The sequence below is a fragment of the Bradyrhizobium sp. SYSU BS000235 genome, assembly GCF_049747295.1.
Taxonomy (GTDB): Bacteria; Pseudomonadota; Alphaproteobacteria; order Rhizobiales; family Xanthobacteraceae; genus Afipia.
Genome location: NZ_JBMHJM010000001.1, coordinates 2,101,442 through 2,126,712, shown reverse-complemented (window position 1 = coordinate 2,126,712; position 25,271 = coordinate 2,101,442). Strand labels below are relative to the sequence as shown.

General features: G+C 60.3%; 24 protein-coding genes and 1 tRNA gene. 10 read left to right on the top strand and 15 right to left on the bottom strand.

Annotation, left to right across the window (positions count from 1 at the left end; genetic code table 11):
• Nucleotides 1–644 precede the first annotated feature (644 nt).
• The 7 genes from ACP0KA_RS09910 to ACP0KA_RS09880 all read right to left on the bottom strand — a co-directional run bounded on the left by ACP0KA_RS09910 (nucleotide 645) and on the right by ACP0KA_RS09880 (nucleotide 7,267).
• Nucleotides 645–1,640: a zinc-dependent alcohol dehydrogenase gene (locus tag ACP0KA_RS09910; protein ID WP_424628622.1), complete on the bottom strand. Its 996-nt coding sequence runs from the start codon at nucleotides 1,638–1,640 to the stop codon at nucleotides 645–647.
• Between the two features lie 11 nt (nucleotides 1,641–1,651).
• Nucleotides 1,652–2,425 carry an SDR family NAD(P)-dependent oxidoreductase gene (locus tag ACP0KA_RS09905; RefSeq protein WP_424628621.1) on the bottom strand — a complete coding sequence of 258 codons (774 nt, stop codon included), beginning with the start codon at nucleotides 2,423–2,425 and terminating at the stop codon, nucleotides 1,652–1,654.
• Entirely contained in the window at nucleotides 2,425–3,738 is a 1,314-nt protein-coding gene (gene hisD / locus ACP0KA_RS09900; protein WP_424628620.1) for a histidinol dehydrogenase, read from the bottom strand. The genes ACP0KA_RS09905 and hisD overlap by 1 nt, the downstream gene beginning before the upstream one ends.
• 70 nt (nucleotides 3,739–3,808) lie before the next feature.
• Nucleotides 3,809–4,855 carry an ABC transporter substrate-binding protein gene (locus tag ACP0KA_RS09895; RefSeq protein ID WP_424628619.1) on the bottom strand — a complete coding sequence of 349 codons (1,047 nt, stop codon included), beginning with the start codon at nucleotides 4,853–4,855 and terminating at the stop codon, nucleotides 3,809–3,811.
• A gap of 18 nt (nucleotides 4,856–4,873) precedes the next feature.
• Nucleotides 4,874–5,695 (bottom strand): ABC transporter ATP-binding protein, encoded by an 822-nt coding sequence (locus ACP0KA_RS09890; RefSeq protein WP_424628618.1) that lies wholly within the window; start codon nucleotides 5,693–5,695, stop codon nucleotides 4,874–4,876.
• A gap of 10 nt (nucleotides 5,696–5,705) precedes the next feature.
• Nucleotides 5,706–6,488, bottom strand: a complete 783-nt coding sequence (locus tag ACP0KA_RS09885) for an ABC transporter permease (protein WP_424628617.1) — start codon at nucleotides 6,486–6,488, stop codon at nucleotides 5,706–5,708.
• Nucleotides 6,488–7,267, bottom strand: coding sequence for an ABC transporter permease (locus tag ACP0KA_RS09880; RefSeq protein ID WP_424628616.1), 780 nt, complete (start codon nucleotides 7,265–7,267; stop codon nucleotides 6,488–6,490). The genes ACP0KA_RS09885 and ACP0KA_RS09880 overlap by 1 nt, the downstream gene beginning before the upstream one ends.
• A 139-nt stretch (nucleotides 7,268–7,406) precedes the next feature.
• On the opposite strand from ACP0KA_RS09880, the gene ACP0KA_RS09875 reads away from it, so the two are divergent.
• A complete protein-coding gene (locus ACP0KA_RS09875; protein WP_424628615.1) occupies nucleotides 7,407–8,462 on the top strand; it encodes a LacI family DNA-binding transcriptional regulator in 1,056 nt (351 codons plus the stop codon).
• A 37-nt stretch (nucleotides 8,463–8,499) separates the two neighbouring features.
• On the opposite strand, the gene ACP0KA_RS09870 is transcribed toward ACP0KA_RS09875, so the two are convergent.
• From ACP0KA_RS09870 to ACP0KA_RS09855, 4 genes are all read right to left on the bottom strand, one after another.
• The gene (locus ACP0KA_RS09870; RefSeq protein ID WP_424628614.1) at nucleotides 8,500–9,246 is read right to left on the bottom strand and encodes a GntR family transcriptional regulator; all 747 of its coding nucleotides are present in this window, start codon (nucleotides 9,244–9,246) and stop codon (nucleotides 8,500–8,502) included.
• Nucleotides 9,247–9,415: 169 nt separating this feature from the next.
• Complete coding sequence (locus ACP0KA_RS09865) at nucleotides 9,416–10,624, bottom strand: UxaA family hydrolase (RefSeq protein ID WP_424631549.1); 1,209 nt, start codon at nucleotides 10,622–10,624, stop codon at nucleotides 9,416–9,418.
• A 75-nt stretch (nucleotides 10,625–10,699) separates the two neighbouring features.
• Nucleotides 10,700–11,020, bottom strand: a complete 321-nt coding sequence (locus ACP0KA_RS09860) for a UxaA family hydrolase (RefSeq protein WP_424628613.1) — start codon at nucleotides 11,018–11,020, stop codon at nucleotides 10,700–10,702.
• A 291-nt stretch (nucleotides 11,021–11,311) separates the two neighbouring features.
• Nucleotides 11,312–11,388 (bottom strand) — tRNA-Arg (locus tag ACP0KA_RS09855).
• Between the two features lie 384 nt (nucleotides 11,389–11,772).
• On the opposite strand from ACP0KA_RS09855, the gene ACP0KA_RS09850 reads away from it, so the two are divergent.
• From ACP0KA_RS09850 to ACP0KA_RS09835, 4 genes are all read left to right on the top strand, one after another.
• Nucleotides 11,773–13,551, top strand: coding sequence for a B12-binding domain-containing radical SAM protein (locus tag ACP0KA_RS09850; RefSeq protein ID WP_424628612.1), 1,779 nt, complete (start codon nucleotides 11,773–11,775; stop codon nucleotides 13,549–13,551).
• An 86-nt stretch (nucleotides 13,552–13,637) separates the two neighbouring features.
• On the top strand, nucleotides 13,638–14,288 hold the full coding sequence (gene nthA, locus ACP0KA_RS09845; protein ID WP_424628611.1) for a nitrile hydratase subunit alpha: 651 nt from the start codon (nucleotides 13,638–13,640) through the stop codon (nucleotides 14,286–14,288).
• Complete coding sequence (gene nthB, locus ACP0KA_RS09840; RefSeq protein ID WP_424628610.1) at nucleotides 14,285–14,947, top strand: nitrile hydratase subunit beta; 663 nt, start codon at nucleotides 14,285–14,287, stop codon at nucleotides 14,945–14,947. The genes nthA and nthB overlap by 4 nt, the downstream gene beginning before the upstream one ends.
• Nucleotides 14,944–15,333: a nitrile hydratase accessory protein gene (locus tag ACP0KA_RS09835; RefSeq protein WP_424628609.1), complete on the top strand. Its 390-nt coding sequence runs from the start codon at nucleotides 14,944–14,946 to the stop codon at nucleotides 15,331–15,333. Before nthB ends, ACP0KA_RS09835 begins: the two co-directional genes overlap by 4 nt.
• A 15-nt stretch (nucleotides 15,334–15,348) precedes the next feature.
• On the opposite strand, the gene ACP0KA_RS09830 is transcribed toward ACP0KA_RS09835, so the two are convergent.
• Nucleotides 15,349–15,753, bottom strand: coding sequence for a YccF domain-containing protein (locus ACP0KA_RS09830; protein ID WP_424628608.1), 405 nt, complete (start codon nucleotides 15,751–15,753; stop codon nucleotides 15,349–15,351).
• A gap of 100 nt (nucleotides 15,754–15,853) precedes the next feature.
• On the opposite strand from ACP0KA_RS09830, the gene ACP0KA_RS09825 reads away from it, so the two are divergent.
• The 4 genes from ACP0KA_RS09825 to ACP0KA_RS09810 all read left to right on the top strand — a co-directional run bounded on the left by ACP0KA_RS09825 (nucleotide 15,854) and on the right by ACP0KA_RS09810 (nucleotide 20,106).
• A complete protein-coding gene (locus ACP0KA_RS09825; RefSeq protein WP_424628607.1) occupies nucleotides 15,854–16,288 on the top strand; it encodes a cupin domain-containing protein in 435 nt (144 codons plus the stop codon).
• Between the two features lie 118 nt (nucleotides 16,289–16,406).
• The gene (locus ACP0KA_RS09820) at nucleotides 16,407–16,718 is read left to right on the top strand and encodes a DUF3551 domain-containing protein (protein WP_424628606.1); all 312 of its coding nucleotides are present in this window, start codon (nucleotides 16,407–16,409) and stop codon (nucleotides 16,716–16,718) included.
• 157 nt (nucleotides 16,719–16,875) lie between these two features.
• Nucleotides 16,876–18,063 (top strand): DUF3095 domain-containing protein, encoded by a 1,188-nt coding sequence (locus ACP0KA_RS09815; protein WP_424628605.1) that lies wholly within the window; start codon nucleotides 16,876–16,878, stop codon nucleotides 18,061–18,063.
• Between the two features lie 108 nt (nucleotides 18,064–18,171).
• Nucleotides 18,172–20,106 (top strand): PAS domain S-box protein, encoded by a 1,935-nt coding sequence (locus ACP0KA_RS09810; RefSeq protein ID WP_424628604.1) that lies wholly within the window; start codon nucleotides 18,172–18,174, stop codon nucleotides 20,104–20,106.
• Between the two features lie 33 nt (nucleotides 20,107–20,139).
• Here ACP0KA_RS09810 and ACP0KA_RS09805 read toward each other — a convergent pair whose 3' ends face one another.
• Together ACP0KA_RS09805 and ACP0KA_RS09800 are read right to left on the bottom strand one after the other, a co-directional pair.
• The gene (locus ACP0KA_RS09805) at nucleotides 20,140–20,811 is read right to left on the bottom strand and encodes an MBL fold metallo-hydrolase (protein WP_424628603.1); all 672 of its coding nucleotides are present in this window, start codon (nucleotides 20,809–20,811) and stop codon (nucleotides 20,140–20,142) included.
• Between the two features lie 104 nt (nucleotides 20,812–20,915).
• Nucleotides 20,916–23,351 (bottom strand): EAL domain-containing protein, encoded by a 2,436-nt coding sequence (locus tag ACP0KA_RS09800; RefSeq protein ID WP_424628602.1) that lies wholly within the window; start codon nucleotides 23,349–23,351, stop codon nucleotides 20,916–20,918.
• Between the two features lie 627 nt (nucleotides 23,352–23,978).
• Between ACP0KA_RS09800 and ACP0KA_RS09795 the strand changes: the two genes are divergently transcribed.
• Nucleotides 23,979–24,470: an MmcB family DNA repair protein gene (locus tag ACP0KA_RS09795; protein ID WP_424628601.1), complete on the top strand. Its 492-nt coding sequence runs from the start codon at nucleotides 23,979–23,981 to the stop codon at nucleotides 24,468–24,470.
• A gap of 1 nt (nucleotide 24,471) precedes the next feature.
• On the opposite strand, the gene ACP0KA_RS09790 is transcribed toward ACP0KA_RS09795, so the two are convergent.
• Nucleotides 24,472–25,053 (bottom strand): biliverdin-producing heme oxygenase, encoded by a 582-nt coding sequence (locus ACP0KA_RS09790; protein WP_424628600.1) that lies wholly within the window; start codon nucleotides 25,051–25,053, stop codon nucleotides 24,472–24,474.
• Nucleotides 25,054–25,271 lie beyond the last annotated feature (218 nt).

The window sequence follows — 25,271 nt, the reverse complement described above, 5'->3', positions numbered from 1 at the left end:
TGATCCTCCGTATGACGACTTGCGAACGTCGTTGCGTTGAGTTGTCGTCGGCGATTGCTGTGGTGATGGATGGAAAGGATGGCGAACAACGCTTCCGCGCGCTTCGGCGACTTCCGTCACGGCAGCACGACTGATCAGATGTTACGTGACCGGACAACGCAGTCCGCCGAACGAGCAACATCCACAACCACACTCACCACGAGAGTCGTTCACGCCGGGAATGCCGGTTCTCTCGCGTCACGATGCGCACGCAAAGCTTGCAACGTTCGCGGCCTTGGTTGATCTCGGTTGCGGGAGCAGCTGGATCGCCGATCAGCCTACCCAGGCTCACGACGACGGTCGTCTTGCTCTAGCGCGCGCAGCGCCTTGATCTTCCATGCCAATTTCCTCCGGCCTCTTGTTTTTAAAGCTTAGTTATAGATCTTATATAAGATAATAGATATGGGAAGGCAAGCCGCGGCATTCACCGGACCGTTGCCACGGATGTTGACGGTTACGTGACATTGCGTATTTCAAATCGAAGACGTCAGCCGGCTGGCGGCCGTCTGCGTGCGTGTTCTCAATGTGAGCAGAAGTTGCAGCGATCGTTCGCGACTGATCGCGGCCTTTGCGGGCGATGACCTGCCGTTCGAAGAAGCGGCTCTCTAGGGACGCAGAATGACTTTCGCTGCCGCAACTGAACCGGCATCGATGTCCGCGAAAGCATGCGCGCCTTCGGCCAGTGGACGCTCCTCATACCATTTGAGCTTGCCGAGCCTGCCGCCGGCGATCGCGGTCACCGTCTGCCTGAAATCGATCGGCGTATAACAATAGGCGCCGACAAAGGTGATTTCCTGCAGTGTCACCTTTCGAATGTCGAGGCCAGCGACACCCGGCAGCAGACCGATATGAACGATAACGCCGCCCGGCCTCACCATCCGGCAGGACGCCGCCCGTGTGCCCTCGGCGCCGACCGCATCGATCACCAGATCGACACTGTTTTCGCTGGGTTCGGATGGGTCGCCCGGCATGTAAGTCTCGATGTGTTCCAAGCGCTGCAGGGAGGCGCGACGAAGCGCATTGGTCTCTCCCACGCGTAAGTCCACGGCTCCGAAATGCCGCGCCACCAACGCCGCCGCCAGCCCGATCGCGCCGCCGCCGAGAACGACGACGCGGGCCGCAGCCATCGGAAGATGCAGCTTCTCCATTCCGAGACGAACCGCATGCCAGGACACTGCGATCGGCTCCGCGAGCGCAGCATCCTCGATGGCGAGTGCCTCCGGGATCGGTTCGAGATTGCGTTCAGGCACTCTGACGTATTCGGCAAACGCGCCCGGACGCGGCGGCATCGAAAGGATCTGGCGTGTAGGCGACAGATGCCATCGTCCCTCGATGGCGTAGGGGCAGGCCGGATCGACGACGAGCGGATTGATGGTCACGCGCTCGCCTGTCCGCGGTCCGGTCGCGATGCGCCCCGCCGCCTCATGACCGAGAACCAGCGGAGCAGGGCGGCGCGAGTCGTGGCCGTGATAAGCATGCATGTCGGAGCCGCAAATGCCGACGGCCTCAACCTGGACCACAACCTCATCGGCAAGGGGAGTTGGAAACGCCTCCTCGCGCATCTGCAGTGAATGCGGTCCGGTATAAACGAGCGCCCGCATCGCGCCTCTCCTTATTTTGCGGTGAACCCGCCGTCCACGGCGAGACACTGTCCAGTGATGTAAGCCGCTGCGTCCGATGCAAGAAAGACGGTCGCACCGATTAGATCGTTCAGTTCGCCATTGCGGCCGATGGCAGTCTGCGCGGCAAGCCGCTTCGCGCGCTCGGTGTCGCGAAAGACCGATGCCGTCAACGAGGTCGGGAAGAATCCGGGAGCAATCGCATTGCATGTAATCCCATTTGCCGACCACTCTTCCGCGATCGCGCGCGTCAGCTGCAACACGCCGCCCTTCGCTGCGCCGTAGGGCGCCGAGTTCGGAAAGGCGCGCCAGCTCTGCAGTGAGGCGATATTCACGATCCGCCCCCATCTCCGCGCGGCCATGCCCGGCGCGAAGGCCTGGGTTAGCAGGAACGGCGCGCGGAGGTGCAAGGCCATGTGCAGATCGAACGCCGCCACGCTGACGTCGCGAAACGGCTCCCTGAGATTAACGCCGGCCGCGTTGACGATGATGTCCACCGTCGCACCAAGTGTGTCTGCAGCCTGCGCCAGGGCCATTCCTGCATCAGAGGAGGCGAGGTCGGCCGCGATCACGCGGGCCGACACGCCTTCGTTCGACAACTCATCTCGCGCTTGCTCAAGCTCGACGGTTCGCCGCGCCACCAGTACGATCTTGGCGCCGGCAAGACCCAGTCCGCGGGCCATTGCCAAGCCGATACCGCTGTTGCCGCCGGTTACGAGCGCGGTTCGTCCGGTGAGATCGAACAGATGACCAAGCCGGAACGACACTACGAAGCGACCTGCGCACCGAGATCCGCATTCGATCCCGGCGCATATTTTGCCATCCGGACATCGCTCGTTCGCGCGTGAGCTTCCATGCCTTCCAGTCGCGAGATGCGCGCGGAGATCGGAGCGATCACCTCGCAAGCGCTTCGCGTCATCCGCTGCCACGTCAGTGGCTTCAAGAATTTGTGTACGGAAAGGCCCGCCGAATAGCGCGCCGCAAACTTGGTCGGCAGGATGTGGTTCGGTCCCGACACCTTGTCGCCGAAGGCGACGTTGGTCTCTTCGCCAAGAAAGAGCGAGCCGTAGTTCGTCAGGTGGGCGTGCCACCAGTCGAGATCCGTACAGTGCACCTCGAGATGCTCGCAGGCATAGGTGTCCGAAATTTCGACCATCTCTTCGCGGGTATCGCAGAGGACGACTTCGCCATAGTCACGCCATGCGGCACTCGCGGCGTCGCGCGCCGTGGGCGGCAGCTTCTCGATCAATTCAGGTACGATCCGGGACACTTCATCTGCGACGCGGCGCGACGATGTGATCAGCCAGGCCGGGCTTTCGTGACCATGTTCGGCCTGCCCAACCAGATCGGCGGCGACGATAAGAGGATCGGCATGCTCGTCGGCCAGAACGGCCACTTCCGACGGGCCCGCAAAGACGTCGATGCCAACCTTGCCGAACAGTGTCCGTTTCGCTTCCGCGACGAATTTGTTGCCCGGTCCAACGATCACATCCGCCTTGCTGCCGGTGAAGAGGCCATAGGACATCGAGGCAATGGCCTGGACACCACCCAGACACATGATCACGTCGGCACCCGCCACCTGCATGGCGTAAAGCACATAAGGATGAACTCCCTCGCCCTTGTAAGGTGCTGAGCAGGCGATGACGTTCCGAACTCCCGCAGCCTTGGCGGTCGCGATCGACATGTAGGCGGAGGCGATATGAGCGTAGCGGCCAGTCGGCACGTAACAACCCGCCGTGTTGATCGGCACCAGCTTCTGGCCAAGCTGGAGGCCCGGCGAAATCTCCAGCGAGAAGTCCTGAATCGAATCGCGCTGCGCTTCGGCAAAGCGCCGCACCTGGGCCGCGGCAAATTCGATATCGTCTTTCACCTGCTGCGGGATATGGCGTGTCCGGCGTTCGATCTCTTCGGCGGTCTGAACGATCGGACCTGACCATTTGTCGAGCTTGAGCGCATAGTCGCGGACAGTCTGCTCGCCCCCCGTCTCGATCGCGGCAAGCATGTCGTGAACGACTGCGCGTGCAGTTTCGGTCTCCGTTTCGGGAGTCTTGGCTGCCTTCTTCATATAAACGACGGACATACGAACTGCTCTCTCGCTGTGGTTCAAGACGTCCGGCGATTCAGATGAATCGCCGGATCGTGCTGGGTGATTATTTTTTGACGAATTCAGTGGCGAAGGCATGCAGCTTGGGATCCGCCGCCACGCGCTTCATGAATTCATCAGTGATGTAGGTTTTTGCCTCGGGAGCCGACGGAACCGTGCCGACCTCGACCAGGTATTTGGCGATCTGGGAAAACCATTTGTCCATTGTCGACTCGCCGTTTGCCCGCGACATCAGCTTGAGTTGCTCGTCGAGCGAGAATGTCGGCCGCAGCGCAAATTCTTCGTCCATCGCCTTCGCGCTGGTCTCGAGCCCGCCCTGCTTGTAGAAATCCAGCGCCAGCTTGCGTGCCTCTGCGGGATTGGCCTTCGCCCACGCCCATCCACGAAGATAGACGGCCAGAAACTTGGCCACCTCATCCGGATGCTCCTTCGCGTAGTCGCCGCGCACGATGAGGGCGCCGGGAACGACGGCGTCGGCGTCTGCACCCGAGCAGAGGTACTTCGCATTGGCGCGTTCTTGGAGTGTGTAGGTGTTAGGAGCCCAGACGCCGGCATAGTCACCGTTGTTCGACGTGATCGCCGTGACGATTTGTGCCTGTCCGAGATTGACGAACTGCATGTCGCCCTGCACCAGACCGAACTTGGTCAGGCACTTGCGCGCTGCGTAGTCCGCCGTCGAGTTGGTGGTCAGAAGCAGGCGTTGCCCCTTCAAAAGTTTCGGGTCGGCTTTGACGGCATCGTATTTATCGCCACGAACCATCATGGCGTTTGCCTTGGATTCGTCGTTGGTGATCCCGATGGTCAGGACATTGAAGCGGACCGCGCCGAGCACGGCTGGCACGGAGCCGACGCCTCCCACATCCCACGACTTTGCGGCGGACGCGGCAATTTGCGGAGCGCCGGCGGGAAAGGTCGAGAAATTGGGGTTGAGCCCGACGTCCTTCCACCACCCCTTCACCGTGGCATAGTAGAATGGCAACCCCCAATAGAGCGACGGCTGGTAGCTCACGCCGATCGCCGTTTGTGCTTTGGCGCCGAGCGGAGCAGCCAGCAATGTGGCTGCCAAAGCGAACTTGATCATCTTTCGAATCATGTCATCTCCTCCCGTTGTTTAGTTTTTGGTTGTTGACGTATCTGCGCCGCGGCTTTCGTGCTTCTCCTCGCGCAGTGATTTCCAAATCTGGGTTCGCAGGTGTATGAACGACCCCTGGTCCATGACGTCTTCAATTTTCGAGAACTTGCTCCAATTCTCGGCTTCGCGAATCGACTTGATGTCGATCGACTCCTTGATGCGTCCCGGGCGGCGCGTCATGATCACCACGCGATCTGCGAGATAGACGGCCTCCTCCACCGAATGCGTGATGAAAAGGACCGTGCGCGGATTGATGCGAGCGAGCCGGACCAGTTCCTCCTGCATGACGACCCGGGTTTGTGCGTCCAGCGCACCGAACGGCTCGTCCATCAGCAGCACTTCGGGCTTCAAAACATAGGCGCGCGCGATCGCCACGCGCTGCTGCATGCCGCCGGAAAGCTGGTGCGGAAACGCATCCGCGTGGCTTTCGAGGCCCATGAGCTCGAGCGCGCCGGCAACGAGTCCGTCGCGCTCCTCGCGGGGCAGGCCCTTGTTGCGAAGCCCAAGCTCGATGTTCTGGCGCACGGTCTTCCAGGGAAACAGTGCAAAATGCTGGAACACGACCGCACGATCCGGGCCGGGTTCGGTGACCTGACGGTTGTTGACGATGACCGTTCCGGTGCTCGGCTTTTCGAAGCCGGCGACGATGCGAAGGCATGTGGTCTTGCCGCAGCCGGACGGGCCGACGATCGCGACAAATTCCTTCTCGGCGATGTCGAGGTTGATATCTTCCAGCACTTTCAGACCGTCTTTTTTCGGCCCGAAGAACTTGTTCACCCCGTCAAATCGAATTGCACCCATTTAATGCTTCCTACGCCAGACCGCGTCGCCGGCGGATGATTGCTTCACCTTGGCGTAGCAGGACATCGATCAGCATGCCCGCCACGCCGATCGCGACCATCCCGCTCATCACCGTCGTCGTTGAGACGTTCGCTTGCGCCTGAACCATCATGAATCCCACGCCACTGGCGGCCACGATGAGTTCGGCGCCGACCAGAGACTGCCATCCGAGTCCGGCTGCCACGCGCAGACCGGCGACGATGGAGGGGACGGATGCCGGCAGCAGAATTTCCACAATCGTGCGCAGATGCCCGGTGCCCAGCATCCGCGACGCCTCGATCAATCGCGGGTCGACGAAGCGCGCGCCGCGATAGGCATTGATGAGGCAGGGCGGAAAGGCACCGGCGAAAATAATCATCACGGGGCCGCCGATGCCGGTCCCAAACCACAGCGCCGCAAATGGCACCCATGCGATGGGCGCGATGAAGCGAAGGCCCTCGAAGATGGGCGACACGATGTCGTCAAGCAGCCGGAACCAACCCATCAGCAATCCGAGCGGAATGCCGATCACGGCTGCCAAAGCCAGCCCGTAGAGATAACGCGCGGCGCTGGCCGCGAGATGTTGCGGCAAGGTTGCGCCTGCAAACGGGGTGACGATCAGTTGCGCAATGCGCGATACGACATCCCAGGGCGCCGGCAGGAATTGTTGCGGGACCATGCCCGAGGCCGTCAGCAGTACCCAGATCCCGCAAAAGATCGTCAGGCCGGCAAGACCCCAGAGGATCGTTTCCTTCGCTGAGAGAGGTTGATCCATTAGTGTCCACCTCCTGCCGCGACATTCCAGCTCAGCGCGGCCCGCTCGACTCGCGCAAGCAGGAAGGTGGTCGCGAAGCCGAGCACGCCGACGGCGACCATCCCGACCATGATCATGCCCGGATAAATATCCTGCTGGGCCATGTTCAGCACGAAGCCGAGCCCGACCAATGCGCCGACCAGTTCGGCGGCCACCAGCGTCGTCCACGCCGCCTGCAGCGAGAGCCGCAGGCCTGTAAAGATCATCGGCGCGGCAGCAGGAAACAGCACCTCCATGATGAAGCGGCGCGACGGCGTGCCGAGCATGCGCGCGGCCTCGATGATCGAACGGTCGATCGTGCGGACACCGACAAAGGTATTAATGACCGAGGGAACGAATGCGGCAAACCAGATCACCAAAACCTTGGCGGCATCACCCAACCCGAGCCACAGAATGGCGAGCGGGATCCAGGCAAGCGGCGGTATAGGCCTAATGATCAGAAAGACGGGATTGATGGCCGCCTCGGCGCGGCGGCTCCACCCCATCCAAAGGCCAAGTGGCACACCCGTTGCCGCCGCGGCGAAAAATCCAAGAGCGATGAGAAAAAGACTATGAAGCGCGTGCGTCAGCAGAAGGCCGCCGGCATAACCCTTCAACGTGATTTGATTGAGCGAAAGCCAGAAGTCCTTTGGCGACGGAAAGCGTGCTGCAGATACGAGTCCCGTCGCGCTCAACGCAACCCACAGCGCTACAAGCGCAACGAATGTTGCCAGCCCAATCCACGCGCGCCGTGCTCCCATCCCTTGACTTTCTTCTTATGTAAACGCTTTCATTAGGAGGCCGTGTCTCAACTTTGTCAACCGCGGCATATCGGTCAATATTGGCTATTTCGCGCTGAGCGTATATGAAAGTTCTTTCATTTCACTGGGGCGCACGTCGATGACAACAACTCGGAAGGTCAAATTGCAGGACGTGGCGCATCATGCGGGCGTGTCGGCCGCGACCGTCTCGCGTGCAATCGCGCGTCCTGAATTGGTCAGTCCCGAGACCCTTGCGCGCATTCGCGCGAGCGCGGCGCAACTGGGATACGTTCCCGACGGCGCAGCGCGCGCACTCGCGTCCGGCAAGTCGATGGCGATCGGCGCCGTCGTCCCGACGCTCGATAGCGCAGTCTTTTCCCACGCGCTGCAATCGATGCAGACGACGTTGTCCCGTCAGGGCTACCAGCTTTTGATCGCATCACACGACTATAACTCTGCAGCTGAAGCCGAAGCCATTCGCACGCTCCTGACCCGAGGCGTTGACGGCCTCATACTCGTCGGCGCGCAACGCGCGGACTCGACCTGGGATCTGCTGCGCACATCTGGTGTTCCGATTGCGGTCACATGGTGCAGCACCGACCGGTTTCACTCGGTGGTGGTCGACAACGAAAGGGCTGGCCAGATCGCCGCGCAGCACCTCATCGATCTCGGGCACAAGCGGATCGGCGCGGTGATCGGCGCTCGCCAATTCAATGATCGCCAAGCTGCACGGCTTGCCGGGATGCAACGAGCGCTGCGTAAAGCGGGGCTGGACCTTCCGGACTCTCGGGTCACCGAACAACCGCTGACACTCGCAGGCGGCCGCACAGGCTGCGCGCGGATGCTGGCACTCGATGATCCGCCAAGCGCGGTCATTGGCGGAATAGACATCCTGGCGATCGGCTGCATCATCGAAGCTCAGTCCCGCAATATCGTCGTTCCCACAGCGTTATCCGTCGTCGGGATTGACGATATTGAGATGTCCGGTCACATCTTTCCGCCGCTGACGAGCGTGCATCTTCCCGTCGGCCAGATCGGAGAGACTGCAGCCAGGTCGCTGCTCGAACAGATTGCGGGACAAAAAGAGCGCAATACGATCGATTTGCCGATTGAATTGGTGTCGAGGAAATCCACCGCCAGGCTTAGCGCGGCGCATCGTCATAAAGACGGCGAAAAGAAATCGGCGCGCAACTAAACCGGAACAGGCCCGCGGCCTATCATTGCGCGGCCTGTTATTGAATATCGGCGGCGTAGCGCGTTCGCGTGGTGTCGCACCGGCTTATCCGCAACTCAACGGCCCTTCCGCTCACATCGAATGCCACGCGGGAAATTTCCAGCAGTGGCGCGCCGGGCTCGAGTCCAAGATGGCGCGCCTCGTTGGCGGTTGCGGCGACGGCGGCGAGCCGCTCGGCGACGCGCGCAATGCTGATCCCGAAGCGCTCCTGATAGATCACATACATTTCGTCTTCCATCTCATCGCCTTCAGTCACAGCGAGATCCGGCATGAGATGGGCGGGCACAAAAATGCGTTCGAAGATCGCCGGCGAGCCGTTGAGATATCGAACCCGGACGATCGCATGCAGTTCAGCCCCTGTATCGACACCCAAGCTGGCCGCCTGGTCGCTCTTGGCGCGGATCGTGCGCTGGGTGAGCACCTTGCTGGTGGGTGTCAGTCGATCATCGTCGAGACCGACCAAGCGGAAGAATTGAAAGAGTGCGCGATCGCGGGAATGTCTGGCGACGAAAGTTCCCACACCCTGCCGGCGGACCAGCATCTTGTCCGTCTCCAGCGCCATCAGGGCCTTGCGCACGGTCCCCTGACTGACCCGGTACTCGGCGGCGAGTTCGTATTCATTGGGGAGCATTTCGCCGGGCTTCCAGCCGCCGGATCCGATGCGCTTGAGCAACAAGGATTTCACCTGCGCATAAAGCGGCTGATATTCGGCCCGTCCGTCCGATGACGATTCCTTATCCGGCACGCCGCTGATCCCATCCCCTTTTTGAATATTTGTTAGATATAAGATATCGGCATACCCCGCAACCAAGTGCGCGCGAGATGACGTCGTTGAAGTTGCTTTGGTGGACTGAGTCCGCTCAGGCATTTCCTCGTCGATGGGAAAGGGCGGGACTTTGTCCCGCCCTCGTGGTTCACGCGCTTCGGTAGAGCTTGGTCATCGAGAACTCGCGATGACCAAGTGATTCCGCCGCTGTCAGGCGACCGTTGGCCGTCCGCACGATCATGTCGATCAATGCGTCGCCCGCCTGGTCGAGCGTCATGTCGCGCCGAAGAACACCGGTGACGTCGACGTCGATATGCTCGCCCATGGTCCGGAGCGTTTTCGGATTGCCGCTGATCTTGATCACCGGAAGGATCGGATTGCCGATGACGTTGCCTTGGCCGGTGGGGAAGGTGTGGACGACGAACCCGCCGGCGGCCATCAACGTGACGCATTCCGCTGCAGCGGAAGACGTATCCATGTAATAGAGGCCCGCTCCCTTCGCCGGCGCTTCAGCCGGATCGAGCGCGTCGATATAGCGGCACGTCCGCCCGATCTTCTCGAGATTGCCGAGCGCTTTCTCTTCGATCGTGGTCAGGCCGCCCGCAATATTGCCCTTGGTTGGCTGCGAATCGGAGAGGTCATCGGTCTTGTGCGCCTCGATGACGTCATCCTGATAGGCCTTCCACATCTTGTACCACTTCTCGGCAATTTCAGGAGTCGCCGCGCGCTCCTTGCAGAGATGCTCCGCGCCCGTGATCTCCGACGTCTCGCCAAACACGCCGTAGATGCCGAGCGGAATCAGTTTGTCGTACATGTTGCCCACCGTCGGGCAGGACGACAGACCCGTCGTGGTGTCGGACTCGCCGCACTTGGTCGACACCCAGAGATCGGAGATCGGACACTGTTCGCGCGAGAGTTCGGAGGCCCACTGCATGAAACGCTTGGCCTGATAGCTCGCGCGCGAAATCGTGGCGATGTCGCCATGGCCCTCGATACCGAAGCCGACGACGGGCTTGCCCGTTTTTGCGATGCCGTCGACCACGCGCCCGGTCCAGCCATCCTCAATGCCGATCACGACCACGGCGGCGACATTCGGATTCGAGCCGATGCCGATCAAGGTGCGGAAGTGGAGATCGAGATCCTCACCGAATTGCAGGCGACCATACGCGTGCGGAATCGCCAGGGTGCCCTTGACGTTATTTGCCACAGCTTCGCACGCGGCGTTGGAAAGATCGTCGAGCGGAAGAATGAGGACGTGGTTGCGAACACCAACGCGGCCATTCTCACGGCGCCAGCCGAGGAAAGTTGCGCCCTTGAAGTTGGCCGAGGCACGCTCGCCCGACAGCGCGGAGGTCATGAGCTGATCGGGGGCTCCACCGACGAACGGTGACGATTGTTCATTCATGATTGCCAATCCGGTCATGGTTCTTCCTCACCAACGCTTCGTCTTCATGTTGTGTGTATGAACGTGGCGACCCTTCGCCGCCGCGGCGGTTAGTCTGCCGACGTCCTGACCGTATTTGATCACCGTCGTGCCGTCGGCGAGGTCGATGAGCGCGACCTTATGGCCGATCGGGATGTCGTCCTTCACCTCGACCGTGAAGCTGGAATTGTCCTCGGTGACGACTCCCAGCGCTTTGGTGCCGGCCTTGAGACCTTCCACCACCACCACCGCAACATTGTCCTTCGGGCTGTGAGCCAACACGTGCGGAATGCCGGCTTTGTTAGCCGATGCACTTTCTAAAACTGCCATAGGCGTCCTCTTTTTCTGAATTTTTATATCTTATATAAGATAGACAATGGGTGCAAGTCCGTTGTGGGGCGACGGCGCGTGGGCGCGGTCACAGTCGATCGGGGTAAAGGTCGAATATTCTTGCGGCTATCGACGCACTCGCCGGCAATGGCGAAGCGTCGGCCCTGAAAGCGAACCTCCGCGGGGTTTTGGGCAGGGTCGTCGTGGGGGACAAGACGATCTGGATTGTCGGCCGGCGCGGTGATGGCGAAAAATGCCTCACGCCACAACGTTCGCAGTCGTGGATCGGAATGGCGCACCCGACACGATTCGAACGTGTGACCTTTGCCTTCGGAGGGCAACGCTCTATCCAGCTGAGCTACGGGTGCGTAAGCTCCCATTTAGCCGATTGGTGGCTGAGGGGCAACGGGCATCGGGGCTCTTTGACGATTGAATGGAGCGCGCGGCCACATTTTGCGCGGACTTGGAATACCTCGCAGATGAGGGACAACAGCTGATCTTGCGTGCGGTCAAATCTGCACCGCATTGCCATGATGAGCAAAGCTCCATCCCCACGCATTATGACCGCCGGACGATGAAATGGGCTCGAAACAGAAATGTTCGAAGCCCCGCCGCTCGCGGTGACGCAGCATCGCTGGATGAATCACCCCTTAATCGCGGCCATACCTCTTGTTTTGTCACAAAGGGACGCATTGACAATCAATAGATTAACGCGAGGATGCCCATGGGGGCGTCATGATCAGGTGACCTTTATGCCAGCTCATCCACTGCAGCGGCGCTTCCAGCTCATCCTGATCAAACCATCGCATTACGACGACGACGGCTATGTGATTCAGTGGTTTCGTTCGGTGATGCCGTCGAATTCACTGGCTGCGCTCTACGGCCTCTCGATCGACGCCGCTGAACGCCAGGTGCTTGGCCTCGACGTCGCCATCGATGTCACGCCGATTGACGAGACCAATACCCGGATCAGGCCTGAGAAGATCATTGCCCAGCTCAAGCGGCACGGTGGCTTCGGCGTGGTCGGCCTCGTCGGCGTGCAATCAAACCAGTTTCCGCGCGCGATGGACATCGCCCGCCCATTGCGCGCCGCGGGCGTCAATGTGGTGATCGGCGGGTTTCATATCTCCGGTTGTCTGTCGATGCTGAAAGGGATGCAGCCCGATATTCAGGAGGCTGTGGATCTGGGGATCAGCCTGTTTGCGGGTGAGGCTGAGGAGCAGCTCGACGCGTTGCTGCGTGATGCCGCGACAGGGACGCTGCAGCCTGTCTACAACTACCTCAATGATCTGCCGTCGATTCAGTCGGCGCCCGTGCCCATGCTGCTGCGCAAGCACGTCAGCCGCACGGTCGGCAACTACTCGACCTTCGATGCGGGGCGCGGCTGTCCCTACCAATGTTCATTCTGCACGATCATCAATGTGCAGGGACGTAAATCGCGCCGCCGTTCGCCCGACGATATCGAGCACATCATTCGGCAGAACTGGGAGGAGGGGATTCATCGCTTCTTCATCACCGATGACAATCTCGCCCGCAACAAGGACTGGGAGGTTATCCTCGATCGCATTATCGAGCTGCGTGTCAACGAGGGGATCAAAGTCAGCCTGATGATCCAGGTCGATACGCTGTGCCACAAGATTCCGAACTTCGTCGAGAAGTGCGCGAAAGCAGGCGTCAGCCGCGTCTTCATCGGAATGGAAAGCGTCAATCCCGATACGCTCATCGCAGCCAAGAAGCGGCAAAACAAAATTACCGAATATCGCAAATTGTTGCTCGCCTGGAAGAGTGTCGGCGCTGTGACCTATGCGGGGTACATTCTCGGTTTCCCGAATGACACGCCCGAGTCCATCAGGCGCGACATCTCGATCGTTCAGCGCGAACTGCCGATCGATATGATGGAGTTCTTTTGCCTGACGCCGTTGCCCGGCTCGGAGGATCACCAGGTGCTGCACCGCCAGGGTGTTGCGATGGATCCCGATATGAACAAATACGACACCGAACATGTGGTGACGGCGCACGCCAAAATGACGCCGGTGGAATGGGAGGCGATCTATCGCGAGGCGTGGGAGACCTACTACACGCCGACGCATCTCGAGCGCATCCTGCGTCGTGCCGGTGCAACCGGGATCAATCTGAGTTCGCTTGCAGGAACGCTTCTGCATTTCTCGCAGTTTACGGCCGTTGAGAATGTGCATCCGCTGCAGGGCGGTATCTTCCGGTTGAAATTCCGTCGTGATCGACGATCGACATTCGAGATCGAGCCCGTCTGGGCGTTTTATCCAAAATACGTTGCGGACACGGCACGCAAACTCGTGCGCGTTGCCGGCGCGGCGCGACACCTCTACGGCCTGGCAAAAAGCATCAAGGCTGATCCTCTGAAGAAGGCGTATATGGATCAAGCGTTGACGCCGGCCATCGAGGACGATCTGGATTCGTTGGAGCTCTTCAATCAGAACGACGCCGCCCGAAACGCCGTGCACCACGAGCGGCACGTACGCGAATTGACGGTGGGGGCCCAGAAGGCCAGCTGAGAGACTGGCGACCCTGCATTTTCGCCGATTCGGATTGCTGATAGCAGCCCTCGACATCCTCATGTCGAGGGGCGTATCCTTTTCTCATGTCGCACCACGATCACGATCATCAGCACCACCATCATCACGATCATGACCACGACCATTCCGAGTTGTCGGAAACCGAGCTGCGTGTCCGCGCGCTGGAAACGGTTCTGACCGAGAAGGGTTACGTCGACCCGGCCGCACTCGATGTCCTGATCGAGACCTACGAGACAAAGGTCGGCCCGCGCAATGGCGCGCGCGTGATTGCGAAAGCCTGGGCCGATCCGGCCTACCGCGCGCGGCTGCTGGTGGACGCGACCGCCGCCATCGCCGAGCTCGATTATGCCGGGCGGCAAGGCGAACACATCGTCGCGGTCGAGAACACCGATCGGCTGCACAACATGGTCGTCTGCACGCTGTGCTCTTGTTATCCGTGGCCGGTGCTCGGGCTTCCGCCGGTCTGGTACAAATCCGCGCCGTATCGGTCGCGCGCGGTGATCGACCCGCGCGGCGTCTTGCGCGATTTCGGCTTCGAACTCCCCGCTGAAACCGAAATCCGGGTGTGGGATTCGACCGCCGAGATCCGCTATCTGGTGGTGCCGCAGCGCCCCTCAGGGACCGAAGGCTGGAGCGAGGAGGCGCTCGCCGATCTCGTGACCCGCGACAGCATGATCGGCACCGGGTTTGCGAAGTCGCCGGAGCAAATGCGATGAACGGCGCGCACGACATGGGCGGCGTTGACGGCTTCGGCGCGGTGGTGCCCGAGCCGAATGAGCCGGTGTTTCACGGCGATTGGGAGCGCCGTGTGCTGGCGCTGACGCTTGCCATGGCGAAGCCCGGCGGCTGGAACATCGATATGTCGCGATTTGCACGCGAAGACCGTTCGCCCGCTGACTATCTGAGCAAGAGCTATTACCAGATCTGGCTTGCCGGCCTCGAACGCCTAATGGACGAGCGCAATCTGGTCTCTATCCCGGAAATCGATGAAAGCCGCGTGCTTCAGCCGCCGAAGGCTGGTGTTGGTGTGCTCGCGCGTGACGACGTCGCCGCGATGCTGCGCCGGGGTGGGCCGACTGAACGCGATGCCGCATCGCAAGCGATGTTTGCGGTTGGGGACCGGGTGCGTATGAAGAATATTCACCCCAAGGGGCACACGCGCTTGCCGCGTTATGTGCGCGGCCATGTCGGCGTCGTGGAGCGGCTTCACGGATGTCATGTGTTTCCGGATACTAACGCGCGGGGTGCTGGTGAAGCGCCGCAGTGGCTCTACACGGTGCGCTTTACAGGCCGGGAGCTGTGGGGCGAGCGCGCCGATGCAAGTACGGCGATCTCGGTCGATGCGTGGGAATCGTATCTGGAGCCCGCCGAATGATGGTTGACCGTCACGCGGCCGCGCAGGCGACAGCCGCGCTTCCCGGAATTCCGCATGATGACGAAGGCCCGGTGTTCCGAGAGCCATGGGAAGCACGGGCTTTTGCGATGGCGGTGGCATTGCACGGACGCGGCGTCTTCACCTGGCCGGAATGGGCGGATGCGCTGGCGCGCGAGATCAAGCAGGCGCAAGCCGAAGGCGATGCCGACACCGGCGAGACCTACTATCGCCATTGGCTCGCAACGCTCGAAAAGCTGGTCGCCTCAAAAAATGTCGCAACCGAAACTATTCTGCATCGCTATCGCGACGCCTGGGACCACGCGGCGGATCGCACGCCGCACGGCCAGCCGATCGAGCTCACGCCGGATGATTTCCCCTCAGCCTGATCATGTCGGACGCCCTTATGCCGGCACGATTTCCTTGCCGATCGGCCAGAGCGCTAGTCCTGCGAGTTTCAGGTGGGCCCAGGCGAAGGGAATGCCGATGATCGTGACGGCCAGGAGGATGGCCGTGATCAGGTGGCCGAGCGCCAGCCACCAGCCTGCGAACACCAACCAGATCAGGTTGCCCAGAAAGCCGAGCGGTCCCGTGCCGATATCGGAGCGGTTGGTCAACGCGTCGCGCGGGACAGCCCTCTGGCCAAAGGGCAGCAGCGTATAGGCCGCGATATTGAACGCCGCACGCGCCCAGGGCAGGCCGATGATGGTAATCGCCATGATCACGGCCGCCAGCACCCAGCCGGCGGCCATCCAAAGACCTCCGAAAAGGATCCAGGCAATATTGAGAAGAAGAGAGAGAGGAGACATTTGATGGTCCCTTTCGCGGGTCCTGGCGCTGGTCCTTGGCTGTCGCGGTCATTATAACGTCGCCGCGAGACAGATGCCTGACGTTTGTGAGGAAATAGCGATGAGTGACGAGGCTCAAGGTTCGACCGGTATATTCGACATCCAGGCTATCGCGAACGCGCTGCCGGACACCGCGACAACCCTGCTGGTCGACAAATATCTCACCGACCGCGAGCAGGCCAGTGTGCGGGTGTTTCGAGTCTACCGCCCGACGCCGCCGCACTATCATGTCACCTGTGATGAGTATCTCTACGTTGTCTCCGGACGCGGCACCTTCTGGATGAGGGACCCGGCGACCAAAGCGGAGTTTCGGCCGGGACAGTTGCTGTTTTTCGAGCGCGGGACCGTTCACGCCATGCCTGAATTGTTCGAAGAGCCCGTGGTCTTCCTGTCGATCGATACACCGCGCCGTCAGCCGACGGACATCGTCTTCGTTGATCCACGGGACGGATCGCCGGAGACGTTCATGGCACGGAATGCAAAATCAACCGATTGAGATCGCGTAACTCGCTAACCACAGCGCGCGGCAAAAGGCGTCCGTTCGTTGGCGAAATCACCTCGCGGCGCTATATGAAAACGAGCCCACGGAGACTGGGACACACAGGAGAACTCAAATGAAGAACACTAAACGTCCAGCCTCTGTTGCGCTGTGGGCCTCAGCTGCGGTCGCGGCTCTGGTTTTTGTGGCAGGCGCACCAACGTCGGCACAAGCCTACTCGGAAGGCCCCTTTTGCTGGGAGAATTACAGCCGCGTCGGCCCTGGCAGGGTCTGCACGTTTTACACGTATGAAGAATGCCTCGCGACGTCGAGCGGCGTGGGTGGAACGTGCAGCCGCAATCAGTGGTACCAGTATTACAACGACGAGGAGCCGGCTCCTGTCCCTCCGCCGCGCGCTCGAAAGCACCGCCGCCATGTTCCGAACTGAGCAAGTGGCGAATCGACACGAATGCTGACGACACGGCGCTCCGGTCTTGATTGAATCAGGATCGGAGCGTTTTCATTTCAGATATTGGCTTTGATTGTTGGATATGCGCTGACGGCAACGTTGTTATAGGGTGATGCAAAACAAGCGGCGTGATGGTGTGAAGAGCTCGTCCGAAGACACAGATGCCGGCGCTCGCGGGGTGCAGCAAGCGGATGATTTTTACGTCCGCCTGCCTGTGTTCCACGGATTCAGCCGATTGATGGAGCCGTCATTGTATCAGCCGGTGCCCGATGGCTGGCTGATCGGCGTCGCCGACATCGTGCAATCCACCAAGGCCATTGCGAATAATCGCTACAAGGCGGTGAACATGGCGGGCGCTGCCATTATTGCCTCCGTCACCAACGCACTTGAGAATCGGGGCTTTCCATTCGCGTTCGGTGGTGACGGCGCAAGCTTTGCGGTGTCGCCGCAGGATGAGAGCGCGGCCCGCGCCGCGCTTGCCGCAACCGCAACCTGGGTCAAGGAAGACCTCGACCTCGTCATGCGGGTCGCGCTGGTGCCGATCGATGCGATCCGTGCGCAAGGGCTGGACGTTCGTGTGGCGCGCTATGGGCCATCCCCGAACGTGTCCTATGCGATGTTTTCCGGCGGCGGCCTTGCCTGGGCGGAAGCTGCCATGAAACGCGGCGACTACACGGTGGCGATGGCGCCCGCCGGAACACATCCTGACCTCACCGGCCTGTCGTGCCGGTTCTCCGAGATTCCGACCGAACGCGGCTTGATCCTGTCCTTGCTGATCGTGCCGGCCAGCGATGCCAAGGACATTGCGTTCCGTCGCCTGATCGAGGATGTGATCGCGCTGGTAGAACGAAGTCCCGGGGCGGGGCGGCCGGTGCCGTCCAATGGGCCGCCCCTGCGCTGGCCAAGTCCTGGCGTGGAGTATGAAGCACGTGCATGGCGCAGCAAGCCGCTGTTGCTGCGGCGGCTCGGCGCCCACGCGGTCGCGCTGTTTTCGTATGCGGTGTTTCGCTACGGAATCTCGATGGGAGGCTTTGTCCCGCAGGTCTACATGAAGCAGCTCGTCGAGAACTCCGATTTCAGAAAGTACGATGACGGGCTGCGCATGGTCCTCGACTGCAGTCCGGCACTTGCCGACGCCATCGAAGAGCGTCTGGTCTCTGCAGCTTCGAGCGGAACGGTCTGCTACGGCCTCCATCGGCAGGACGCCGCCATGATGACCTGCTTCACGCTCTCGGTGACCCGGCCGGATCATTTCCATTTTATCGACGGCGCCCGCGGCGGTTACGCGTCTGCAGCCACCGCCCTGAAGGCCATGCTGAACTGAAACGGGACTTTAGTCGCATAAGGAAAGGATGCCTGGAACTTTTTCGCATGTTGCGTGTTTCGCCCCGTTGTACATGCGGGTATCTGAATGGCTGATAGCGGAAGTTTGATGGAAACGGTCGACCGTTTCGATACAACGTTGACCGATGGGGAGCGCTATCGCCTCCTGATTGATGCTGTCACCGACTATGCCATCTACATGCTTGACGCGAACGGTATCGTGACGAGCTGGAACCCTGGCGCCCAGCGGTTCAAGGGCTATACGGCGGCTGAAATCGTCGGCAGCCATTTTTCACGTTTTTACTCCGAGGAAGATCGGAAGGCCGGACTTCCGGCGCGCGCCTTGGACACCGCGGTGCGCGAAGGCAAGTTCGAGAACGAAGGCTGGCGCATTCGCAAGGACGGCACCCGGTTCTGGGCCCACGTGGTGATCGATCCAATCCGGACCACGTCAGGGCGCTTGGTCGGATTTGCCAAAATCACGCGGGATCTCACGGAGCGTAAAGCCGCAGAGACGTTGTTGCGGCAGAGCGAAGAACAGTTTCGACTGCTGGTGCAGGGTGTCACCGACTACGCGATCTATATGCTTGACCCTCATGGCCGCATCACCAACTGGAATCCTGGCGCACAGCGGATCAAGGGTTACCGCCCTGACGAAATCATCGGCGAGCACTTCTCTCGTTTTTACACCGAGAAGGACAGGCTGAAAGGCGAGCCTCAACGCGCGCTGGAAATCGCAACGCGCGAAGGGCGCTACGAAAGGGAGAGCTGGCGTGTCCGCAAGGATGGCACGCAGTTCTGGGCCAATGTGGTTATCGATCCGATCCGCGATGATGCGGGTCAGATCATCGGCTTTGCCAAGATCACGCGCGACATCACCGAGCGCCGCGAGGCTCAGAAAGCGCTTGAGCAGACACGCGAGGCGTTGTTCCAATCGCAGAAAATGGAAGCGATCGGGCAACTGACTGGTGGCATCGCCCACGATTTCAACAACCTGCTGATGGTGATTCTCGGCAGCCTCGAACTCGTCGGCAAACGGCTGCCCGATGATCCCAAAATTGCGAGTCTGATCAGCAACGCCAAGCAGGCTGCGGAGCGTGGCACAGGGCTAACTCAGCGCATGCTCGCATTTGCCCGGCGTCAAGACCTCGAGTTTACCCCGGTTGATGTGATTGCTCTCGTGCGTGACATGATGGATCTCCTGCAGCGCTCGCTCGGGCCATCGGTTTCCGTCGATACACGTTTTCCACTCAAGCTCGCCACCGCCCGAGCCGATGCGAATCAGCTTGAGATGGCGCTGCTCAATCTCGCAGTGAATGCGCGTGATGCGATGCCGAATGGAGGAGCCATCACCATTGGTGCGCGCGAGGAAAAGGTTATGGCAGGCTCGACGAGCGGGCTGAAAGCAGGGCGCTATATTTGCCTGTCGGTGGCAGACACCGGCGAAGGCATGGATAAAGCCACGCTGTCCCGGGCGATGGAGCCATTTTTCACCACCAAGGGGACTGGCCGCGGCACCGGTCTCGGCCTGTCGATGGTGCACGGCATGATGGAGCAGACCAACGGCCGCTTCGTGCTCAAAAGCGAGAAGGGCGAAGGCACAGTGGCTGAGTTGTGGATTCCGATAGCAAAAGAAACGCAGGCGGAAAGCAGCGCTGGCAATGCCGCAAAGGAGGCTGAGGAAGCCGTTCGTCCGCTGGTGGTGCTCGCCGTCGATGACGACGGTCTCGTGCTGATGAACACGGCAATGATGCTCGAAGAACTCGGGCACAAGGTGTTCGAGGCCACATCCGGGAAACAGGCGCTCGATATTCTGCGGCGGGAAGAAGCCGTCGATCTCGTGATCACCGATCACGCTATGCCGCAGATGACCGGCGTACAGCTCGCGACGGCGATCAACGACGAACGGCCGGGTCTTCCGATTATCCTGGCAACCGGTTATGCCGAGTTGCCGCCGGGGTCCGAGATCGGCTTGCCCAAACTGGCCAAGCCGTTCCGGCAGCAGGAGCTGTCGCAGGCTGTCAGCGCCATCATGCGCAACTGAGAGTTCGGCTGCACAATTGCAAAAGAGCCGGTACTAAGCCATCCCGTTCAGGAAGGGATTGGTCTTGCGTTCGTGGCCGATGCTTGAGCCGGGCCCGTGTCCGCAGATGAAGCCGACATCATCGCCCAATGGCAGAAGCTTGTTGGTGATGGAGTTAATCAGCGTGGCATGATCGCCGCCGGGCAGATCAGTGCGGCCGACGGAGCCGTTAAACAACACGTCGCCGACCAGCGCGAACCGCATCTCGTTGTTGAAGAATACGACGCTGCCTGGAGAATGTCCGGGGCAATGGAACACGTCGAAGGCGAGCTCGCCCACCTTGACCTGATCGCCTTCATTGAGCCAGCGATCGGGCGCGAAATTTCGCACGCCGACCATGCCGTAGTTCGCGCCGCTTTCCACCACGTGATCGAGCAGATACTTGTCGGCGAGATGCGGTCCCTCGATCGGCACCTTCAATTCATCGCGCAATTGTGCGGCGCCGCCGACGTGGTCGATATGGCCGTGCGTGATCCAGATCTGCTCAACTGTGACGTCCGCTTGCTTGATTGCGGCCTGGATCTGCGGAACATCTCCGCCGGGATCGACCACGACGGCGCGGCGCGTGGCGTTGCACCACAGCAGCGTGCAGTTCTGTTGGAAGGGCGAGACCGGGACGATGATCGCGCCGGCTTTGGCGTCGGCATTATCGGATGTGTCATTCATGCACGACACATTGCCGATTTTTTCGGCTGCGCCAAGCGCTTTCCGTCAAATCTTGTTTGAACCTTGGCGCGAATGTCTACCCGAGGTTCCTTGTCATTGACACGTCATGCCACGCGGCGCGACATGGCGTCGGACGTGCTTTCAACCCCGGTGAAGGCATCGAAGGGTTCGGGCCGCCCAACGCCGTAGCCTTGTGCATAGTCCACGCCGATGTCACGAAGCGCCTGAAGAATTGCGTCGTTTTCCACGAATTCGGCGATGGTCTGCTTCCCCATCACCTTGCCGATGCGGCTGATCATCTCGACCATGGCGTGGTCGATCGGATCATCGAGCATATCCTTCACGAAGCCTCCGTCGATCTTGAGATAATCGACTGAGAGATTCTTGAGATAGCCGAAGGACGACATTCCGCTGCCGAAATCGTCGAGCGAGAAACGGCAGCCCAACTTCTGCAGCACGTTGATAAAGCGATTGGCGTTGTCGAGATCGGCGATGGCGCTGGTCTCGGTGATTTCGAAGCAGATCATCGTCGGCGGAATGCCGTGCAAATGAAGCTGCTCAAACACGTAATCGACGAATCCATCATCGTTGAATGTTGCGCCTGACAGGTTGATGGCGCAGGTCGCGATGTTCGATGATGAGCGTCGGAGCCGGGTTGCCAGAGTTTCGAATGCATGACGAACGACCCAGCGGTCGATCAGCGGCATCAGTCCATAACGCTCTGCGGCCGGAATGAAATCTCCGGGCGGCACCAGCCGGCCTTCGCGGTCGCGCAGCCGCAGCAGCAATTCGAGATGCGCGCCATCGCCGTCATTACCATTCAGTGCGGCTATTTTCTGCGCGTAGAGACAGAAACGCTGCTCTTCAAGAGCCTCGCGAATGTGCTGAACCCAGGCCATCTCGCCGAAGCGGTGCTGCAGTTCCGTATCGCCTGGATTATGGATCTGGATGCGGTTGCGGCCCTTTTCCTTCGCCATGTAGCAGGCGAGATCCGCGGTTCGCACGGTCTCGTCCATGGTTGCGCGGCCCTGCAGCAGGTAGACGAGGCCGATGCTGGCGGTGACATTGAATGCCCGGCCGTTCCAGACAAAGTTGAGGTCCTGGATCGCCTGCCGAATCCGCTCTGCGCTCAAAGCTGCCTGCTCGATATCGGTGTGATTCAGCAGAACGGCAAACTCATCGCCACCCAGCCGCGCCAACAGATCCCCCGATCTTGTTTGCCGCCGCAAAAGATCCGAGATCTCGCACAGCAATTTATCACCGGCCGCATGTCCGCAGGTGTCGTTGATGATCTTGAATTGGTCGAGGTCGATGAACATCAGCGCACGGGATTGTGCATCCGCGCTTTCCAGCTGCAGCAAGGTCTGCTGAAGACGATGTTCAAACTCGCGCCGGTTGGCCAGATTCGTCAAACTGCAATGCGAGGCCTGCCACGACAGTTGCGCGATATATTCGCGCTCGCTGGTCATATCGCGCAGCACCAGCACCACGCCGGCAAATTCGCCGTCCTCATGCAGGGGCGCGCCGACCACCGAAACTGCGACGGATGTGGAGTCGTTGCGCTGAAGCATATGCGACTTGGAAATAGCGCCATGACCGTTGCGGGCTCGTTCGATCGGGCACTCGCTGATTTCACCGGTCTGCTCGTCAACGATCTTGAACAGCGATGTGAGAGGCAGGCCCTTCGAATCGACCATCCGGCGTGACACCAGTGTCTCTGCCGCCGGGTTCATATATTCGACATAGCCAAGTGAATCGGTGCTGATGACGGCATCGCCGATCGAAGCCAGCGTGATCTGTACACGCTCCTTCGAGGCCTTCAGCGCATCCTCATCCTTCTGACGCTGCGCGAGGAAGTGGTGCACGTAGAAATATTGTACGAGCACAAGCAGGCCGGCCGTGAACAGATTGACGATCGTCAGGACGATCTTGATCTGGCGGGAGCCGTCTCCGAGGCTTGCGGAGAACGCCATCGCTTCCGGCGCGATCCGGGCGTTGAGCCGATTGAGCTCGACGCGATACTCGTCGGCGATTTCGGGGGCCGCAGGCCCCATGGCGTTTTCGGTGTGAATCGCATTGGCGAGATTAATGAGCTCCGTGAGCATCGGGTCGGTGGCGCGCCAATGGTTGATGGCCTTTTTGAACGCCGGCAGATCGCGATAGTAGCGGAATAGCCAGATCATGCCGTCGATATCGTCGGCGTTAATGCCCCCTCTCAACAGGCCTTCGCGAGCTGTCTTGATATCCGGTGGCGTTTGTTCGAGCGCGAGCCGGGCTCTGCGGTCCCCAAGGGGGACGGCAATCGCGCGCTCGTATTGATCGTAGAATTCCGGCTTGGCGGTACCGCTGAAGAGGTAGAGCGAATGAATTGCTTCCTTTTGTCCTTTGGACCAGAGGCTCTCTCCGCCCACATAGGCGCGTACCGAGGACAGGACATTCAGGCTTATGCCGGCAACGAACGCCTGCAGCAGCACAATGGCCATAAACGGCGCAACAAGGCGCAGCAGTCGTGCATTTCCAAACAGCTGATACAGTTTCATTGGATGCCGCGCGCCTTGAGAGAAATCGCCCCAGAGAATTTCAGTTCAGTCCGTTCGAAAACAGTTGCGCTTCCGCACGGTGGTCTGCCGGTCCGAGGCGCATCGGACAGCGTGACGGTACCGGATTAAGAAGAACCGAATTTTAGGTACCCGCATCGCGTGCAGCGAAAGCTGCGTGAACGGCACGTAAATAATGTCCTGAAAGTTGGCGCGATCAGCGCCGGCGAGCGCATGGTCAGCGATTGCCGGCCCCGCGGAAAATTCGTTAACTATTTTTTGAGCTGCGGTTTCAACGTGATCTCGACGGCGCTGTCGAACGACAATTTGATTGTTGAGGCCGCATCGCGCCTATCCACCGGAACCGAGAGTTCCCACGCTTCGCCACACAGCCGGGCCGGAATTTTGGCGGGGCAAGTACAAGTTAGGGGCTGAGGAGCGCGCTGGTGTGGCGTCTCGCAATTGCCGATCGCACTCGCGGCCAGTCGCTTATCGGCAATTGCGAGACAAAAGCCACACTAGTACTTTAATCCTGCTAGTGTCCTTTCGTCTCCGAATAACCGTGCGGGTGTGCTTCAAATTGGTCGGTTATTCAGAGACGGGACACTCGTCTGCTAGATTGCCGCTGCCATGAATTCCCCTACCAGCTTCATCGATGTCATTCCGCCGCAGGACCGTCGCCAGTCGGAGACGGCGCTTGCGGTAGCACGGGGCACGTCCAGATTTCTGAGATCACTCGGTTTTTCCTGCGTCAGCGAGCTGTCCCTGCCATCCGGCCGCCGCGCCGATCTGGCCGCCATGAATGCACGAGGCGACATCTGGATCGTTGAGATCAAGTCGTCGCTGGAAGACCTGCGCGCCGATCAGAAATGGCAGGACTACCGGATGCATTGTGACCGGCTGTTTTTCGCTTTCACCCAGGACCTGCCCTGCGAGGTTTTCCCGCCGGATACCGGGCTGATCGTTGCCGACGCTTATGGCGCGTACTTGCATTGCGATGCACCGGAACACCGGTTGCCGGCGGCAACCCGCAAGTCAATGATCGTCAGTTTCGGATTGCTGGCGGCGCGGCGGATGAGCCGGCTCGTTGATCCGCAAGGCCACGGCGATATCGACGAATAGCCTATTCGGCGGCGACGTTTGCGATCGGGATCAGGGCGCTTTCGAACATCCCGAAGCTAATCTGGGCGCCCTCGATGACGCCCGCCGTGTCCGCGCGCGCCGACGGGTGGTTCTCAAGCACGGCGAGAAAGGTCGGCCAGAACCGCTTCCCAAAGCCGTGACGCAAATACGCGGTGGCAGCCAGAGAACTCGAATCAGGATCCCGTGCAAGCCGCGCCAGCATGACGCGCGCGCCCATGCGCGATGCTTCCAGCACATACAAGGCGCCGAGCATCTCCGCTGTGGTTTTGAACTCAGGTACCGGCAACAGGTCGCAGGCCACATCCATCACGGCCAGATCGTGCTCAAGCGCCGAGGTGCGCACGCGTTGTTGCCAGTCAGGAATGTGCGCTTCGATGCTTCCGCGTTCGAGAGCCGCCTCGATGGGAAACAGCGCTTCGGCCTGGCCGCGCAGAAAGCCGGCATAATTGCGCGGATTGCTGAGATCGAGCCACGAGAGAGCAAGATCAAGCCGTCGATGTGAGGTTTGCGTTGCTTCGCTGACGATGTCTCGGATTGAGGAGGTCATAATTGGGTTGGTCATGGCGCCCTGCCTTCGCTCAAAAAACGAATGCGCACCGAAATCAACGGCGATGATGTCACCCATCGCTCAATGATCCCGCGTGATCACGATGTCACGCGTTGGAACGAGGTGACCGATGAGACTGGTCACGTAGTTTCTCGTCATTTGCTCCGGACATGACGACCGACCGCGTATCGTGACCCGTGGCGGGCAGAAAGATTTTTCCCGCCACTCGATCC